This is a genomic window from Ktedonobacteraceae bacterium (genome assembly GCA_035653615.1).
Lineage (GTDB): Bacteria > Chloroflexota > Ktedonobacteria > Ktedonobacterales > Ktedonobacteraceae > DASRBN01.
Genome location: DASRBN010000025.1, coordinates 284158 through 300900, shown reverse-complemented (window position 1 = coordinate 300900; position 16743 = coordinate 284158). Strand labels below are relative to the sequence as shown.

Genomic DNA, 16743 nt, shown 5'->3' with positions numbered 1-16743 from the left:
CTTGCTCGCTGCTGAGAGCAGGGAGGACACATTGGCGTGCGATACACTCCATGAGAGGCAACTCCTTGAGACAAGATTTGATGGATATCGCTATCTTCTCTCTCGTGAGAAGCCTCTCTCAGCAATCATTCACAAGCCCTGTCTGGCTATCGTCGTAGAGTTTTCGCTTGACATTGACTTGTACAATTGGAGTACAGTATCAGAAGCAAGGAGCAGACAACTATGACAGAACAGGAATTTCCCCTCGCTACGTTCTACAAACCAGGTTGGGAGAACTATCAACACGCCCTGGTCTAAATCATCGCAGCACTTTCACCTGAACAACTTGCCCTCTCTGTTGGACCACAGCAGCGCTCGATCGGCGAGCTTCTCGAGCATATGATCGGTGCGCGCTTCAACTGGTTCCACCTCTGGATGGGTGAAGGAGATCCCAATCTGGACTGGGACGATGAGGAGAACAATGGCGAGCCAGGCGTGTACAAGGCAGCTTCACTGGTCGCTATGTTTGAAAAGAGCTGGCGCGTGATCTCTTCCGCCCTGGAGCGCTGGACTTCCACTGACCTGGAGCAGCTTTTTTTCCCTCCGGCCTCTCATCAGACATGGCTACGGAATCAAGGGCTAGAAGAAGAGCCTGCGCATACCCGGCAGTGGATTGTCTGGCATGTCATGGAACATGAGATATACCACGGAGGCGAGCTTTCCCTCGCTCTCGGAACGTATGGCCTGAAAAGTTTCTATACCTGGTGATTGTCACTCGCAGGACACCCAGAATCTTTGTGTGCATGAACGGAGGGAGGAGCGCATGGAATGTCATCTTGGAGATCTCGCAATCTCCTATGAGACCTACGGCAGCGGGCGACCCATCGTGATGTTGCCCGGGCGACCGAGCGATCACGGCATCATGGAGCGGTTCATGGAACCGCTCTTCACACAGCGAGATGACTGGCTGCGCATCTATCCTGACCTGCCCGGTACCGGACGCACTCCTGCCCCCGACCGGCTGGCTACGCATGATGCTATGCTCGATACGATGCTGGCCTTCATCGATGCGATCATCCCCTCTCAGCGCTTCGTACTTGCTGGCTATTCCTATGGAGGGTATCTGGCCCGTGGCGTCGTCTCGCGCAGGACAACGTTGATCGACGGCCTGATGCTCTGCGCACCCCAGGTGAAGGCCGACCCTGCACAGGCTCGGCTGCCAGAGAAGACCATCCTGGTGGAAGATCCGTTGTGTCTTTCCGAGCTTGGGCCGGTCGCTGACATGATCGTGGTGCAGACTCCCAGGGTGGTCGAGGCGGTGCGCCAGGTACTGGCAGAGGTCCAGCTCGCCGACTTCCCCCACCAGGAGCAGTTGGAGGCGGCAGGCCCCTCTTCCTTTGAGGTGGCGCCACCCGTTCCTTTTGATGGCCCCACCCTCATTATCACCGCGCGGCAGGATCAGGTTGTTGGATACCGGGCCGCCTGGGATCTGCTGGACACCTATCGCAGAGCGACCTTCTCTGTGCTGGATCGCGCCGGACATTTTGTGCCTATCGAACAGGATGCTCTTTGCCACGCTCTCATGCGTGAGTGGCTGGATCGGGTGGAGGAGGCCATCAACACCTGATCGCCCATACATGGCGTAACGCCCTGATAATAAAAGCCACTTTCTGTTCTTTGCTCATCCTGTAGTGCGTCGTATCTTATCGTCAGGATTGCGACTTGCAGGCCAGAGCTATTCACGAAGGAGGAACTTCCATGCTGTCATATATTGGAAGCGGCGATTATTGTTTTTCCAACAGCCTCCACATGAGCCTGCTGGGAAGTGGGGCATCCGCCGAAAGTCTGCTCGCAACCGGCTTTCTCGAATGCCTCACCACGATGCCCTTTGGCTATACGTACTTCAAAGAAGCTGAACTCTTCTTTTTCAGCAGCCCCAATCCCGATCTCGGACTAACACGTGCGATAGAGACGCTTGGGTGAACATGCAAATTGGAGTGCAGTGGCGACGAGAGGGAGGCGTTGGCGCGTCTGCTTGCAGCCGTTCAACACGGTCCGGTGCTGATCGGCCCGCTGAATATGGGCGATCTGACCTACAATCCCAATTATCCGTATCTGCACGGTGCAGATCACTATGTTGTAGTGCTCAGCGTGGAGGAGGATCACATCCTGGTTCAGGACCCCAAGGGCTTCCCTTGCGTGGTCTTGTCGGTGGAGAACCTGCTCAAAGCCTGGCGAGCCAAGGGGATGGATCTCGCGTATACCGATGAACCTTACATCATGCGCACTACCCTTCGACCCGTTGACACAGTCAGTCGGCGGCAAATGATCGAGCGAACTTTGCCATCTATTGGTGCCAATCTGCGGCAAGAACTGTGGAAGCCAGGGATGTTTGGCGGGGTTGTGGCCCTGCGCATGCTCGCTCGCACCTTTCACACCCAGGTGCCTGAGCGGCTCCCCATGCATCTCTTCTACTTTGCCTTGCCTCTTGGCTTACGGCACAAAGTGCATGCCAGCTCTTTTTAAGAGAGGCGAACCAAGTCGAGGTCGCGGAATTGATCACAAAGCAGGCGCAGTACGCAGGAGTGCAGCACCCGTGGTCATCAGTTGCTGCCTTGATCGAGCAGGTTGCTACGCTCGAGGAACGCTTGCTCGCCATCTGCCAGTCCTGCGAGCAAGCCTTACTCAGCAGGAAGCATTGAGAATCCTTTAGCTCTTGTGCTATACTCATTGGAAATTGGGGGATAGGGGTAAAACACCCAATGAGAGAAGGAAGAGAGCCGTGCCCAGATCATCACCATATACCCTCCTATGGTCGGAAGAGCACCAACAGTATGAATTGCACATCCGTGGGCAAGTTCACCGACGTTTCTCTTCTGGGGAGAGTGAAGCCTTCTCGCGCTGGTTGAGCGAGCAGAGTTCTTTTGCCTTTGCAGGGCAGGCTGGCCGGGTCTCTGTCGTCAAAGAAGCACGAGCGGCGGGAGATGGCTACTGGTACGCCTATCGCACCCAGGACCATCACACGCGCAAGCGCTACCTCGGACCCAGTGCCAGGGTGACCTTTGCCCGTTTAGAGGAGCAGGCCAAAGCGCTTACGAGTTTGCAGCCCTCTCCTTCTCTTGCTCGTACTCTCGCAACACCAGCGTCCGGGCAAGCAATCTCCTTACTTGCCACCAGGCTCACACCGCCGCGTTTGCCACTCGGGCTTGTGGAGCGTGCGCGCCTGCTCCGCGAGCTAGATGCCATCCTCACTCACCCGCTGACCCTCGTTTCTGCCACTGCCGGCAGTGGGAAGACCACCTTACTCTCGGCATGGGTGGCCTCTGCCTCGTTACAGACAGGGCGAGAATTGGCGCCCTATGCTCACATGGCTGTTGCCTGGCTCTCCCTGGAGACGCTGGATAATGATCCCATTCGCTTCTGGACATCCTGCGTTGCGTCCTTGCAGAATTGCCTGCCCTCGCTCGGGGTGGAAGCGCTTGCCCTGTTGCGCGCTCAAGAGGCCCCTCCGCTCTCAACCATCCTGGTAGCCTTGCTCAATGAGATCATGCAGTTTGACCGGGAAGTCGTCTTGATCCTGGATGATTTCCATCTCATCTCTGAACAGGCCATCCACGAAGGGCTGTCATTCGCGCTCGATCATCTGCCTGCCAACCTCCATCTTGTCCTCGCCACGCGCACGGACCCACTCCTCCCGCTCTCGCGGCTGCGAGCGCGCGGGCAGTTGCTCGAGATCCGTTCCGGTGATTTGCGCTTTACGCAGGAAGAATCGACTACTTTCCTTTTGCACCAGATGGGTTTGCCCCTTTCGCAAGAAGACGTGACTACGCTGAATTCCCGTACAGAGGGCTGGATCGCCGGTCTGCGCCTGGCTGCGCTCTCCCTGCGCAAGCAGCAGGACCTTTCGGGCTGGGTCTCGGACTTTGCTGGCAGCCATCGCTACCTGCTGGACTATGTGCAGCAGGACATTCTGGCGGGGCTGCCGGTTCCACTTCTGCACTTTTTGCTGCAAACATCAGTGGTGAGCAGGATGAATGCAGCCTTATGCCATGCCATCACCGCGAGTCCTTCGTTGCAGGACAGCCAGCAGATGCTGGAGGAGGCGGAGCAGGCCAACCTCTTCGTGGTTCCGCTGGATGAGCAGCGGCAGTGGTACCGCTATCATGACCTGTTTCGTGAGGCCCTGCACGTGCAGTTGCACGCATCTCAGCCACAACTGCTACCGCTTCTACACACGCGAGCAGCGCGCTGGTACGAGACGCAGGGCGAGTGGCGCGAGGCCATTACGCACGCTCTGGCCGCGCCTGACCATCCTCTGACCGCTTCCTTGATGGAGCAGGCAGCTCCTCACTTCTGGCTGAGCGGCGAAGCCAGAACCATGCAGAACCTGGTGCTTGCTCTGCCAGACAGTGTCCTATGTGGGCACGTGCGCCTGGCCCTCAATGCTGCACTGCGCTTCCTCAACTCCGTCCACATCAGCACTGAAACGGTCCATGCCAGCATGGCCGCTCAGGTACAGAGAACCATCACACGTATGGAAACCATCCTGCACGGGCAGGAGGCGCACTTGCTTTCAGAGGCAGAGGTGGCATTGATCGAGCGGCGTCTATGCCTGCTGCATGCCCTGCTGGAGGCCAGAGCCATCCTGGGACATGGAAACAAAGAGCGCCTGCGTCTGCTGACTCAGGAACTAGAAGTGCTGCCTCGCGATGACGAAGCGATCTGGCAACTGATTCCACTCTCCTTCGCCTTCTGGCTAGCATTGTCGCTCCAACAATCAAGCGCGTCGCTGGTGGAAAAGCTGCGTGAGGCCCTACAATGGATCAGTAAGGCCGGAGACCACCTGGTGACGTTCCGCGTGATGACCTGGCTGGCTACGGCGTATCTTGAAGCCGGACAGTTGCAACAGGCGTACCGGGAATGCCTCTCTGCCCTCACCCTGCACGAGCAGATCAGCGGCGGAACGCCAGTAGCAGGCTATCTGCTCTTCGCCCTTTTCAATGTCTCCTACGCCTGGAATCGCCTGGATGAGGCTGCGGATGCCCTGCGCCGCTTGTTGCGTATCGCACAGGATTGGCAACAGGTGGAGCTGTTGATGATCGGGGAACGATCAACCGCGCGCCTGGCTCTCGCGCGAGGAGATCTGCGTGCGGCACAGGAGGCGCTGCAAAAGGCGGAGACGCTCTTTGGGCAAGAGCAGTTCGCTAACAATGTGCGCTGGGTCGTCGATACCCGCGTCCAGATATGGCTAACCGAGAGCAACCTGAATGAGGCAAGCGCCTGGGCCGCCGGGGCGGAGTCTACCCTCTCCAGGGAAAGCTGGGATCCCCTGCGCAAATGGGAGGTACTGCTCCTGGCACGGGTCGCCCTCGCACAGCAAAAGCCGCTCCAGGCAGTCGAGACGCTTGAGCGCTTCAACTGGCACCAGGATCAACCGGCAGATATCGAAAAAACACTTGAATGGATGGCTCTGTACGTAGTAGCGCTCTTGCAGGCTGGCAAGACCGAGCACGCACAAACAGTGGCGGCTCGACTCCTCGCAATGACCGAGCCGGAGGGCTACATTCGCCTCTATCTGGATGCTGGCCCGTCTATGGAAAAGGCGCTCACGATGCTCTTGGAGGCACAATCAGAGCGTAATGCCTCTACCGGCACCATTTCTCCATCGTATGTGTTGCGCTTGCTGGCAGCCTTTGAGCAGGTGGAAGATAGACTTCCGCACAGTAGTGAAGCCGCATCTACTGCTACTCATAAGACCTTAAACCATTCACAGCAGAATGCAGTGCAAGGAGGGCTCATCGAGCCACTTTCTCGACAGGAGCAACAGGTGCTGCGGTTCCTGGTTGAAGGGCACACCTATGCTGAGATGGCAGCAGCTCTGGTCGTTTCCCCCAACACGATTAAGACCCAGGTCAGCAGTATTTATCGCAAATTGGGTGTGAGCCGCCGCGCCGAGGCCATTGCCGTCGTGCAGCGCCTGCACCTTCTCTAGCCGCCAGAGGCCCGGGCATCCTTTTGATCTGGATAACAAAAATCACCCGGACGAACCCGGAGACCTCGTCTAAAATCACCCGTTCAATCACGAATACAGGTGATGTTTGTTCTCTCTATAAAAGCTATACTGTTCTCAACGACCTTTGAGAAAGTACATCATAACAGGAGAGGAGGTGACTCATGCACGTTGCGATCCGCATTCAAGGGCACCTCGACCCCTCTTGGCAAGAGTGGCTGGAGGGGTTGGAGATTGTGCATGAGGAGGATGGCACCTCACAGCTTTCCGGTATGCTTGCAGATCAAGCCGCCCTGTATGGAGTACTCACCAAGATCGATCACTTGAGTTTAACTCTGCTCTCGCTCGAACGCAGCGAAACCAGCACAAAGGAGAAAAGAACATGAGGTTACAAGTGTCCGAGATTTTGACCTTGGACGGAGTCATGGAAGCGCCCGAAAACTGGGTGTTCCCATACATGGATCAAGAAATCGGAGAGTATGTCATGACCGCGCTTCAGGAGGTCGACGCGATGCTCTTCGGACGTAAGACCTTTCAGGAAATGGCTGCCGCCTGGTCTGAACGCTCTGGCCCAATGGCTGACATCTTTAACGGCGTCCCCAAATACGTCGTCTCCAGCACTCTGAAAGACGTAAGCTGGAACAACTCCCATGTCATCACAGGCAATATCGCGGAAGAAGTGGCGAAACTGAAAGACCAACCCGGCAGGATTATGCTGGTGCAGGGAAGTGCCGACCTGGTTCGGTTGCTCGCACAGCATCACCTCATCGATGAGTACGCCTTGCATGTTGCTCCTCTGGTTCTGGGGAAAGGAAAGCGTCTCTTTCAAGAAGGGGATCAGGCCCAGCTTCAACTGGCGAATACGAAACCCTACAAGGCTGGGATGCTGACGCTGATCTACGAGGCAGCTGGGTAACAATAGAAGACATCCACGGAGCCATATGTTAGACTGGCTCCGTGGAATCGAAGGAGCCAGGACCACCGAGACAATCACCAAAGCCAGAGAAGAGGAAGTACCCCTGTGCTGGCTACCTGGGGCATCCATCGGCACGGTGAGGCCTTTGAGAGCACCCCATTCCACGCAGGGCGATGGAAAAGTCGCGAGAACGAGCTTGATTTTGTCGGAGCGCCTTGGTACAGTTGACCTCACTTGACTCGACTTTTCCATCGCCCTGCCATTCCACGCTAGCAGCTTGCCGATTCCTCAGAGGAAGAGTACAATGGCAAGCATTCACTTGCCTATCTTCACCAAAGGAGCACGTCGACTGTGCATGGGATTCTCACCTGTTTCAAGCGGTTCGCAGGTCATGGCTTTCAGTCGCTGCACCACCGCTTTGTCGCCTGGACCAAACCCAACACCACCTCGCTGCTACTTGGAATGCTAACGGACCTTGCCAGAAACAAGTCCGAGCTTGTGGCAGAAAACGCGCTCCTGCGTCGCCAGGTGAAACGGCCTGCTTGCACCAAGAAGGACAGGATGCTGCTCGTCCTGCTGGCAAGCCTGGTGCGGACCTGGAAGCAGGCTCTTTTTATCGTTCAGCCAGAGACGAGGCTCGCGCTGGCATCGTCAGGGCTTTAAGCTCTTTTGGAAGGATAAGTCGAGGGCGGCTTCTCTCACACCAAGGATATCTCAGGAAACTGTGGCCTTGATTGGCGGAGATGGCAAGGGACAATCGCTTGTGGGGAGCAGAACGCATCCGGGGCGAACTCCTCAAGTTAGGCCTTCACGTGTGCAAGCGCACCATTGAGAAGTATATGAGGCCTGCTCGCACCCCAAGACAGCGAGGACAGACCTGGGCTCCCTTCCTGCAGAACCATGCCAAAGACATCTGGGTGTGTGATGCGCTTGCAGGTCACCGATCTCTTCTTTCGTTCGCTGTTTGCCTTTTTCATTATCGATATGTCCTCACGCAGAGTCCCCCACGTGGGCGTCACTCGCTCTCCTACCGACGCGTGGACGGCGCAACAACTGCGCGAAGCACCTCCTTTTGGACAAGGGCCGAAGTATCTCATTCGCGCTCGTGATAGCAAGTTTGGACCCAATTTCTCGCGCGTGGCTGCAACCAGCGGCATCAAGATACTGAAACCACCCTATCACATCCCCCGGGCCAATGCGATCTGTGAATGGTTTCTGGGCAGTGTAGGGGTCCCGACAATTTTACCCCCCAAAATCCCCGCTAAGGATCTGTGGGGCTGATGTTGCTCCAGAAGCTCCCCGCTAAGCGTTGACCCTGTCTCCGTTCACGACATATTTTTTAGCGCCCTGATTTCCTTGTTGCGTAGGCATATTCACGCTCGGAGAGGCCGAAGTTGTTCCTGTGCCGGTGTCTCCAGAACCGCAAGCGGTCAGCAACAATGCCAGCAGGAGGCAGCCAACGCTCAAGGAGAGCCAGATACGTGAAAAAAAGGAGGGCAAGTGGTGGTGGTGTGTGTGATACATGGTGATTTCTCCATCGTAGTAAAAAGCAAGAGGTGTTGGTACACCCTCCTTACATGAACTGCAATACAGGTACGATTTCCACGCTCGCCTGCTCCGCGCTCGACTCGCTCCACCTGAGAATTCGCGTTACGGCTCAGGTGAAGCGTTCGCATGGCAGGGCCGATGACGACGAGCATGCTGGGAGAGGGTCCGGTCTTTGCGGAAACCCTCCCCTAGTGTCCGCGAATAAGAGCCTCGCCGCTTGCAACCGGGCGCATCGGTATCGCACCGAGCTGTTGCATCCAGCCAAGCATATCAATCACCGCCCAGCTATCCTTCATTTGCCCATTCACGATGCGGAGCAGGCGCATTTGCTGAATCTCGAAGCGCTTGCCAGAAGGAGGGACGCCGAAGAATGCGCCTGGACCCTGGTGCGTTCCGCTCATCGTGGTGCGGGCAGCAACCTTGTCTCCCTCGGCAATAACATCCTCGAACGCGAAGTGGAGATCAGGGAAAGCGCTCCGCAGCAGAGTGGCGACTTGCTTGAAGTGCTGGCGGCAATCCGTTCCGAGCGGCTCGTTGTGGTCGATGGCATCGGCAGCAATGAGTTCATCAACGATGCCCAGATTTCCCTTGTTAAAGAGTTCGTCGGCGAGACGAGTGGCGATAGATTTGGTGTGTTCGGTTGACATGGAATTTCTTTCTTTCTTTTCTTCCCCGTTGAGCGGGGTGACGATCTTTCTGTTCATAGTCTACCCGGCTTGCCTGCAAAGATCATCGGCAGGATTACGTGATGGCATTACCTATTTGTGCGACGCGTGTCGAAAGCAAGGAAGAGAGAATCTGTGCGCGTGCCTTTCCCGACTACGGCTCCGCACTCGTCACAATGTACAACTTCGACCAGGCAATCTGCCCATCTTGAATTCCTGAGATAGTCACACCTCGCGTCACCTGTTTCTTTCCGTCGGTCTGTGTTCCATAATAGGACAGTTCGGCCCACACAGTCTCTCCCTCTACCACTGAACTTTGTACCTCTGCACGGAAATCTGGCATCGTTGAGAAGAAGAAGCTCCAGTTTTTCCGTACACCTGCCTGACCAGTGAAGTTTCTTTCCGGGTAAAAAGGCTGCTCGCTGCGAAAGTTCGGCGCAAAACACGCGACCATCGCGTCCAGATCGTGGCCATTCGCGGCCCGGATCATGCGCTCGAATACCAGTTTGGGGGACGATTGCACGTGTGCTGCTTGTCTCTGTTCTTCTCTCATCGAAAATGCTCTCTTTCTTGTTTGTCGCTCATCTTTTCTCTGAACTCATCCGTCAGAGATTACTCTTCCTCGAACTGTCTCTAACCGGGCTTACTCACAGTTTCAAGATGATCAGTATTCGTCGCGATGCCACGAGCGAACTCCTCTAACGGAGTGAGTTGGATGCCAAATTCACTCGCAGTTTCGCTCATGTCGTAGCGGAGATCCGCAGTATCCATATAGATGCCAGCACGTATCTGACGGCTCAAAGCGGGATTGATTAGCTGCATCAGGATGGCCATGACACGCATCATCGGCAGAGGGATGTGCCGCGTTTTCGCCTGGTGTCCGCTTGCGCGTTCACATATCTCGGCCACCTGATTCAGCGTCAGGTTCTCTGGCCCACCAACCTCGATTACCAGATTGCGTGCGCGAGCATCCTCCAACGCAATGCCGACAAAACGAGCAACGTCCTTTACGGCCACAAAATTGATCGGATTGGTGCCCCGCCCAAAGATAGTGGTTTTGCCCTGTTCTATAATGGGTTGGCCTACCAACTGGACCCACAGGTCCATGAAGGCACTGGGGCGCAGGATGGTGAAGCTCAGGCCACTGGCCCGGAGATACTCCTCTGTACGGTACTTGATACGGAAGAACTCCAGTGGAGAATCGGGGTTGGCACTCCGAACAGACACAAAAATGAAGTGCTTCACGCCTGCGGCTTTGGCCGCATCAATCAACTGACGATTGCCCGCATCATCAACCGTCTGGGGATTGTTGTCGCCCTTTCCAACGAGGGCATGGGCCGCTGCCACCACCTGCTCAACCCCCTGGCAGGCACTCAGAAGGGATGCCGGATTGCGGAGATCGCCACTCACCACTTCTGCCCCTTGCTGCTTGAGATGGCCGAGGTTGAGCGGGGTTCGAGTCATTGCGCGTACTGCTTTGCCTTGTGCAAGCAGTAGCTCAGCGACCTCGCTGCCAAGACGCCCACTGGCTCCAACGATCAAGATCATGTTCAACTCCTTTCACACAATCATAGTCACCACTTCAGGGTGATACTCTGTCAAGGTAGTTCCTGCTGAGAGTATAGATGATTATGCTTCCTTTCACCATGAATAATAGGCACATCTTTCTCACATATCTCTCCCCGTCACGCTCATGTGCTATCATAGAGCAGAAAGAACAACTGACAGAAGGACGAAGTATGAAGGAACAGAGCCGCTTTGGTGCGCTTCTCAAGCGCTATCGCCAGGGTGCAGGTCTCTCGCAGGAGGGGCTGGCAGCACGCGCTCGCCTTAGCGCGCGAACGATCTCCGATCTGGAGCGGGGGGTTCATGGCGCCCCGCACGCTGACACGCTCGCATTACTGACCAGCGCTCTATCTCTCTCAGCCCAACAGCGTACCTTGCTTCTGGGCGCTGCCCGGCCAGAGATTGCCGCTTCTCTTGAAGCCCCTCCTGATTCCCTTTCGCCTGGTTTCCCTTTTCCTCCGACCAGACTCATCGGGCGTTTGCAGGAACACACCTACGCGCTTGATGTGCTGCGTCGCAGCAATACCCGCCTGCTCACGCTGACAGGAACGAGCGGGGTTGGCAAGACGCGGCTGGCACTTCAGCTTCTTCAAGATCTCGCTCCTGACTTTACCGATGGCGTCGTGTACGTTCCGCTGGCACCCATCCGCGATGCGACGCTCGTTGCCGGTGTGATAGCCCAGACCCTTGGGATCCGCGAACAGGCGAACTCCTCGTATGCCTCGCAGGTGCAGGCGTTCATGAGCAACAAGCACCTGCTGCTGGTGCTCGACAATGTTGAGCAGGTCCTGGACGGTGCAGCATCGTTCGTCGCCGATCTGCTGGCAAGCTGTCCCCGCTTGTCAATCCTCGTGACGAGCCGCACGCCTCTCCGCTTGCGTGCCGAGCAGGAGCTGTTGCTGGCCCCACTCCTGCTCGAAGACGCGGTAACGCTCTTCTACGAGCGAGCTCAGGCCAGGCAAGCGGGCAGAGCCTACGCGGGAAGTGAGGTGGCGGCCATTTGCGAACAACTGGATTGCCTTCCCCTGGCTATTGAGATGGCCGCTATGCATCTCAAGGCGCTTTCCTTAGCCGAGTTGCGTAAGCAGTTGACTCATCGTTTGGAATTCCTGCGCGGAGGTGCTAGAGACCTGCCGACGCGCCAGCAAACCATGGAGGCCGCGATCGCCTGGAGTTATGAGTTGCTCACGGAGCAACAACAGCGGTGTTTTCGTCGCCTTGGCGTCTTCATCGGGGGCTGGACGTTGCAAGCGGCGGAGGCGGTCTGTGTAGCCGAGGGCCAGGTTGCGGCAGAAGAAACTATCCTCACGCTTGCCGCCCTGGTTGATGCCAGCCTCGTACAAGCGGAGATGCTGGCACATGGCGTCACGCGCTTCACCATGCTGGAAATTCTACGAGACTATGCCCTGAAGCAGCTGCGTGCTGCAGGGGAAGAAGAGGAGTGCCGACGTCGCCATGCCGCCTATTACGCCCGCCTGGCAGAGACCGTCTTTGCACACTTTGGGCCGGAGGAGGGAGCGCGCGATGCGCAATTTCCACTGGTATTGACACACGAATTGTCCAATGCCCGTGCGGCATTGCAGTGGGCGGATGAGAAACATGAGGCGGAACTGGGGTTGCGCCTGACAGGCTTTGCGCGCCTCTGGCATGTCCACGGTCAGATGAGCGAGGCCGAGCAGTGGCTCGAACGCATGCTGGCACTGGACCTCAAGGCAAGAGAGCAGGGAGAGCATACTGCACCACTCACACTGCGTATAGAGAGGCTCTGTGGCTTAGGGCGAACCCTGGTGCGCCACGGAAAGGTGGATCGTGGGGCAGAAGCCTTTGCGCAGGAAGCCTTACAGTTGGCTCAAAGGATTGCCGACCAGAACGGTATCAGCAATGCCTTCGCGACACTTGGTATGATCGCCCAGGAGAGCAACAAGCTTGATGAAGCGGAGGTAGCCTTTACTGAGAGTTATACACATGCCAGGCGAATAGAGCAGATGGGCCTCATGAGCCGTGCCCTGTCCGGTCTTGCAGATGTGGCAAGGATGCGGGGTGACGCAGCACGCGCTACTTCCCTCTTAGAAGAAGCCCTTACCAATGCACGAGCCACCGGGATCACATGGGATATCCCCATCATGACGACCCTGCTCGGCCACCTGGCCCGCCAGCAGCAAAACTATGCGCTGGCCACAGCGCGCTACCGCGAGGCTCTTGCGCTCTATCGTACTTTCAGTAGTCCCCTCTACACAGCCGGGTGTCTGGAGGGCTATGCCGCCACCATCTGTGCAGAAGGACACTACGCGCAGGCCACACGCCTCTGTGCGGCAGCGGCGAGGCTGCGCGAACAAGCGCAAGCACCACTTCCACCAGCCGAGCGCGAAGCCTTCGAGCAGGTTGTTGCAACCGCAAAAGCGGCACTTGACAGGCCAGCCTTTATCAGGGCATGGAACACAGGGACAACGCTCACGCAGGAGGAAGCGATTGACAATGCGTTATCAGACTGAAAGGCGCGAAGCCTCGTCGTGGAACGAGTGCATTCGTGACGAAACCACTTTCGCCGTCTGCTCGCCCACTATCAACAAAAAGCTGGGGCATTCTCTGGCCTTTCCCCATTTCGCCTGTGACTTGATCGCGCATCTAGCCGCCGGGTTATTCGGATAGGTACTTAGATCAGTTTGTGGTCAATGGCGTAACGCGTTGCGGCACTGCGCGAGTTGACAGCGATCTTGGTATAGATGGAGCGCAGGTGGCCCTGCACGGTACGGGGACTGATTACCAGCTTGCCGGCCACCTGGGCATCGGGTAATCCGAGCGCGACGAGACGCAGCACTTCCACCTCACGCATGGTCAGCCCGTCGGGGTAGGCTGATGGACCACGCGGTTTGGCGCTCATAGTCGGTTCCGATGCTGTGAGAACCTGTTCCGGGCTCATATTGCGCCCCTTCTCTCGTGCTTGCGCATAGGCCTCTTGCCCCAGGTAGGTACGCGTCACTGCGACCTCGCGTTCATAGTCGGTGCGTTCAGTGAGATTCAGATCGATGGTGACATTCAGGCGTGCCTCAGCGGCTCCAAGCAGAATTGCTGCTCGCTCATAGTGTCCCTGGACACGGGCTACGCGAGCCAGACCCAGGAGAGACCACCCCACAACCGCTTTGGCCTCGAACGTCTGCGCGAGCGAGAGGCTCTCACGGTAGAGCGCATTTGCCTGAACTATGTCGCCCTGGCGGGAGGCAAGCTCTCCCAGGCGCGAGTACACCAGGCTGATGTTGCGCGCCGTACCAGTTTCCCGGGCAAGGGCCAAACTTTGCTGATACAACGAGAGGGCCTGCGTATCATCTCCCCGGCCTTTCGCGATTGTTCCTAAGAGAAACAGCGCACTGAAGGCCGATTCCCTGTCACCCACCTGCTGGGCAATGGCGAGCAGTTCCTGGGCAAGGGTCTCAGCCTGGGCATCATCGCCCTGAGCAAGTGCGACGGCTGCCAGGAGCTTGCGCGGACTGATCTGGGCTCGTGTTTCACCGCTTTCCTGGCCGAGCCGCATGCTCTCTCCTGAGAGCCGCCGTGTTGCTTCAGCGTCACCTTGTTCCCAGGCCAGCCGTGCCAGGCTATCCAGCGCGTGTCCAAGCAGCCACTGGTCCTCTTCTGCCCGGCAAAGGGAGAGGCTCTGCTCAATCAAGGTACGGGCTTCTGTAAAGTTCTGTTGATAGGCCCGCACTAATCCTAAATTCAGCAGAGCCTCCGCCAGGCCTGACGTGTGCTTTAGCTCCCGGTAGCCAGCAATGCTCTCCTCAAGCAAAAGGGCAGCGGTGCTATAGTTTCCCTGTCGCAGGGCCAGATCTCCCGCTCCACAGAGCGCTTGCGCTCGCGAGGCGGGAGACACCGCGCTGGGTGGGAGCGCAAGGGCTGCTTCCAGAAAGTCGCTTCCCTCGCGAAAAGTGCCGCGTGTGATCCAGTACCAGGACAATGCCGCACAGAGTCGCACCGCCAATGTTGATTCCTTGTACTCGATCAGTTTCAAGAGTGCTGCACGGAGATTCTCCTGTTCCTGGTTGAGCAGCTTGAGCCACCGAATCTGCTGGCCGCCTCCCCGCAGGCGAGGCGCAATGTCTTCAGCGAATGTCAGGTAGTACAACGCATGTGCCCGTTCGCTCTCTTCGGTCTCTCCCTGTTCGGCCAGGCATGCCAGTCCATACTCACGCACCGTTTCAAGCATGCTAAATCGTGGTTGCTCATCCTCCTGGCTGGCCCGTTGCACCAGGCTGTTATCGAGCAACGCTGCCACTCCACTTAATGCGTCACTGGTCGAGCTACCTCCACTGCGACAGATTTCCTCGACTGCTTCGAAGGACCAGCCGCCAACGAAGGCAGCAAGGTGTCGGAAGAGCCACTGCTCAGCGGATGTGAGGAAATCATAGCTCCATTGCAGTGTTCTGCGTAATGTTTGCTGGCGTTCTGGAAGAGTGCGCGCTCCCCCGGTGAGGATCTGCAGTCGCTGTGCGAGAAGAGCGAGCAGGGCCTGGGGGGAGAACAGTTTGATGCGGGCCGCTGCCAGTTCGAGCGCCAGCGGCAGTCCATCCAGACGAACGCAGATTTCCGCAATGGTGTGCGCATTCGCCGCTGTCACCTCGAAGGACGGGAGCGCAGCCTGCGCGCGATCCCTGAAAAGGGCAATCACGGGATAGTGGAGCAGGATATCATGTGCTGGAAGCCGTGTCAGGTCAGGCAAGGCCAGGGGAAACACCGGAAACTCGTGCTCTGCCTGGAGATGGAGGACGCTGCGACTGGTTACCAGTACCTTGAGATGGGGACACACCCGCAGGAGTTCCTCCACCTGTAGAGCGGCGACGGCTACCTGCTCGAAATTGTCCAGGACCAGCAGCAGGTGCTTCTCATGGAGGAAGACACATACGCGCTCGAACACTGATTGCTGGTCGAGTGCCTTGAGATCGAAGGTGTGAGCAATGGAAGGAATGACGAAACTGGCGTCGCGAATGGGAGCCAGGGAGGTGAAGGCCACGCCATCAGCGAAATCATTGAGGAGTTCCATCGCCACCTGTACGGCAAGGCGCGTCTTGCCGACGCCACCCATGCCAATCAGGGTCAACAGGTGTATATCCGGGCGGCGGAGCAAGGTACACACGCTGGCAATATCCTGTTCGCGCCCAACGAGTGGGGTGAGTTGAAGCGGTAAGTTGCGAGGAGGGATGTGCGCTCTGAGTGATGTCTGATCAGGTTGAGTTGAGAGCATCGACATATCTTGTGATGCCCCAGGCGAGGATCCATATGCAACGTGAACATCGCTCTCACTGCTGGGCAGGCGAGCTTTACCCGCCAGTTTTGTGGCAACCACATGTAATCGTTCGAGCGTGACACGTTCCGACTTGCCTAAATAGGCTGAAGAGAGCTTACCTCCATCCTTGCGGTACGCTTTCCAATACCAGCCACCACGCCGGTTGCCGGCCTGTTCTTTGCGGGCCGTGAAGGTGCCGCTGGGACTCGTAAAGGCGAACGTCTCGGCATCGGCCAGCCAGGCATACCACTCAGGTGTTCCGACGGTCAGCATCTGCTCGTGTTCCTCCCGTCGATCCACCAGGAGAGTGTCGCGTACGAGAGGGATCGGCTTCGGCATGGTTTTGCTCCTTGAGACCGTCTCTGTTCGCTGTCGCAGTTACCGAACCAGTATAGCAGATGTTCGGTAACTTGTCACGCTGCGTGCAATTCCCGCCAGAAGGTGTTTTGGAGAAGATGCGCGGGGTACATGGCCTATTAGGCTGGAAGTGAGCGAAACTATTAGTACAGATGAGAGGAGACTTGTGAGCAAATGGCCCAAATTTTTACGAATCCTTGTTGTATCCCCTAAGAGGACAGTGGAAGTGGGATAATGAGAGTGTGGTAGAGGACAGGAGGCATGAGGAGAGCAGGCGCTCGCTCTCTATCGAGGCGAGCGAATGGAACGGCCTGTTGACCATGCCGCCTTGAACGATTTCGCAGCCTATATACAGGAAACGATTCAGTGAACACGAACAGTTTCTGTTTTAACATTTTTTTAACACTCCCTGTAACGCTGCGTG

17 protein-coding genes are annotated in these 16743 nt (G+C 57.0%); 12 read left to right on the top strand and 5 right to left on the bottom strand.

The genetic code is table 11. The annotated features are described in order from the left end of the window. Positions 1–297: 297 nt before the first annotated feature. From VFA09_13970 to VFA09_13925, 10 genes are all read left to right on the top strand, one after another. Positions 298–747 (top strand): DinB family protein, encoded by a 450-nt coding sequence (locus VFA09_13970; GenBank protein HZU68378.1) that lies wholly within the window; start codon positions 298–300, stop codon positions 745–747. Positions 748–802: 55 nt separating this feature from the next. Continuing rightward, complete coding sequence (locus VFA09_13965) at positions 803–1606, top strand: alpha/beta hydrolase (protein ID HZU68377.1); 804 nt, start codon at positions 803–805, stop codon at positions 1604–1606. A gap of 131 nt (positions 1607–1737) precedes the next feature. Next, the gene (locus VFA09_13960; GenBank protein HZU68376.1) at positions 1738–1962 is read left to right on the top strand and encodes a hypothetical protein; all 225 of its coding nucleotides are present in this window, start codon (positions 1738–1740) and stop codon (positions 1960–1962) included. A 39-nt stretch (positions 1963–2001) separates the two neighbouring features. Then, a complete protein-coding gene (locus tag VFA09_13955) occupies positions 2002–2505 on the top strand; it encodes a hypothetical protein (GenBank protein ID HZU68375.1) in 504 nt (167 codons plus the stop codon). Positions 2506–2534: 29 nt separating this feature from the next. Then, positions 2535–2681: a hypothetical protein gene (locus VFA09_13950; GenBank protein HZU68374.1), complete on the top strand. Its 147-nt coding sequence runs from the start codon at positions 2535–2537 to the stop codon at positions 2679–2681. 80 nt (positions 2682–2761) lie between these two features. Continuing rightward, positions 2762–5971 carry a LuxR C-terminal-related transcriptional regulator gene (locus tag VFA09_13945; protein ID HZU68373.1) on the top strand — a complete coding sequence of 1070 codons (3210 nt, stop codon included), beginning with the start codon at positions 2762–2764 and terminating at the stop codon, positions 5969–5971. Between the two features lie 182 nt (positions 5972–6153). After that, on the top strand, positions 6154–6375 hold the full coding sequence (locus VFA09_13940; GenBank protein HZU68372.1) for a hypothetical protein: 222 nt from the start codon (positions 6154–6156) through the stop codon (positions 6373–6375). Next, positions 6372–6905 carry a dihydrofolate reductase family protein gene (locus VFA09_13935; GenBank protein HZU68371.1) on the top strand — a complete coding sequence of 178 codons (534 nt, stop codon included), beginning with the start codon at positions 6372–6374 and terminating at the stop codon, positions 6903–6905. The genes VFA09_13940 and VFA09_13935 overlap by 4 nt, the downstream gene beginning before the upstream one ends. Before the next feature lie 351 nt (positions 6906–7256). Next, positions 7257–7568, top strand: coding sequence for a hypothetical protein (locus VFA09_13930; GenBank protein ID HZU68370.1), 312 nt, complete (start codon positions 7257–7259; stop codon positions 7566–7568). 237 nt (positions 7569–7805) lie between these two features. Then, positions 7806–8186, top strand: a complete 381-nt coding sequence (locus VFA09_13925) for a hypothetical protein (protein HZU68369.1) — start codon at positions 7806–7808, stop codon at positions 8184–8186. 21 nt (positions 8187–8207) lie between these two features. Here the strand turns inward: VFA09_13925 and VFA09_13920 are convergent, their stop codons facing one another. The 4 genes from VFA09_13920 to VFA09_13905 form a co-directional block, all read right to left on the bottom strand. After that, a complete protein-coding gene (locus VFA09_13920; GenBank protein HZU68368.1) occupies positions 8208–8429 on the bottom strand; it encodes a hypothetical protein in 222 nt (73 codons plus the stop codon). A 212-nt stretch (positions 8430–8641) separates the two neighbouring features. After that, positions 8642–9100, bottom strand: coding sequence for an ester cyclase (locus VFA09_13915; protein ID HZU68367.1), 459 nt, complete (start codon positions 9098–9100; stop codon positions 8642–8644). Positions 9101–9272: 172 nt separating this feature from the next. Further along, the gene (locus tag VFA09_13910) at positions 9273–9671 is read right to left on the bottom strand and encodes a nuclear transport factor 2 family protein (protein HZU68366.1); all 399 of its coding nucleotides are present in this window, start codon (positions 9669–9671) and stop codon (positions 9273–9275) included. Between the two features lie 80 nt (positions 9672–9751). After that, positions 9752–10666, bottom strand: a complete 915-nt coding sequence (locus tag VFA09_13905; protein HZU68365.1) for an SDR family oxidoreductase — start codon at positions 10664–10666, stop codon at positions 9752–9754. 191 nt (positions 10667–10857) lie between these two features. Here VFA09_13905 and VFA09_13900 point away from each other — a divergent pair, with 191 nt between their 5' ends. Both VFA09_13900 and VFA09_13895 read left to right on the top strand, forming a co-directional pair. Further along, a complete protein-coding gene (locus tag VFA09_13900; GenBank protein ID HZU68364.1) occupies positions 10858–13176 on the top strand; it encodes a helix-turn-helix domain-containing protein in 2319 nt (772 codons plus the stop codon). Beyond that, the gene (locus tag VFA09_13895) at positions 13160–13333 is read left to right on the top strand and encodes a hypothetical protein (GenBank protein HZU68363.1); all 174 of its coding nucleotides are present in this window, start codon (positions 13160–13162) and stop codon (positions 13331–13333) included. The genes VFA09_13900 and VFA09_13895 overlap by 17 nt, the downstream gene beginning before the upstream one ends. A gap of 4 nt (positions 13334–13337) precedes the next feature. Here the strand turns inward: VFA09_13895 and VFA09_13890 are convergent, their stop codons facing one another. Further along, positions 13338–16301, bottom strand: coding sequence for a tetratricopeptide repeat protein (locus tag VFA09_13890; GenBank protein ID HZU68362.1), 2964 nt, complete (start codon positions 16299–16301; stop codon positions 13338–13340). Positions 16302–16743: the final 442 nt, after the last annotated feature.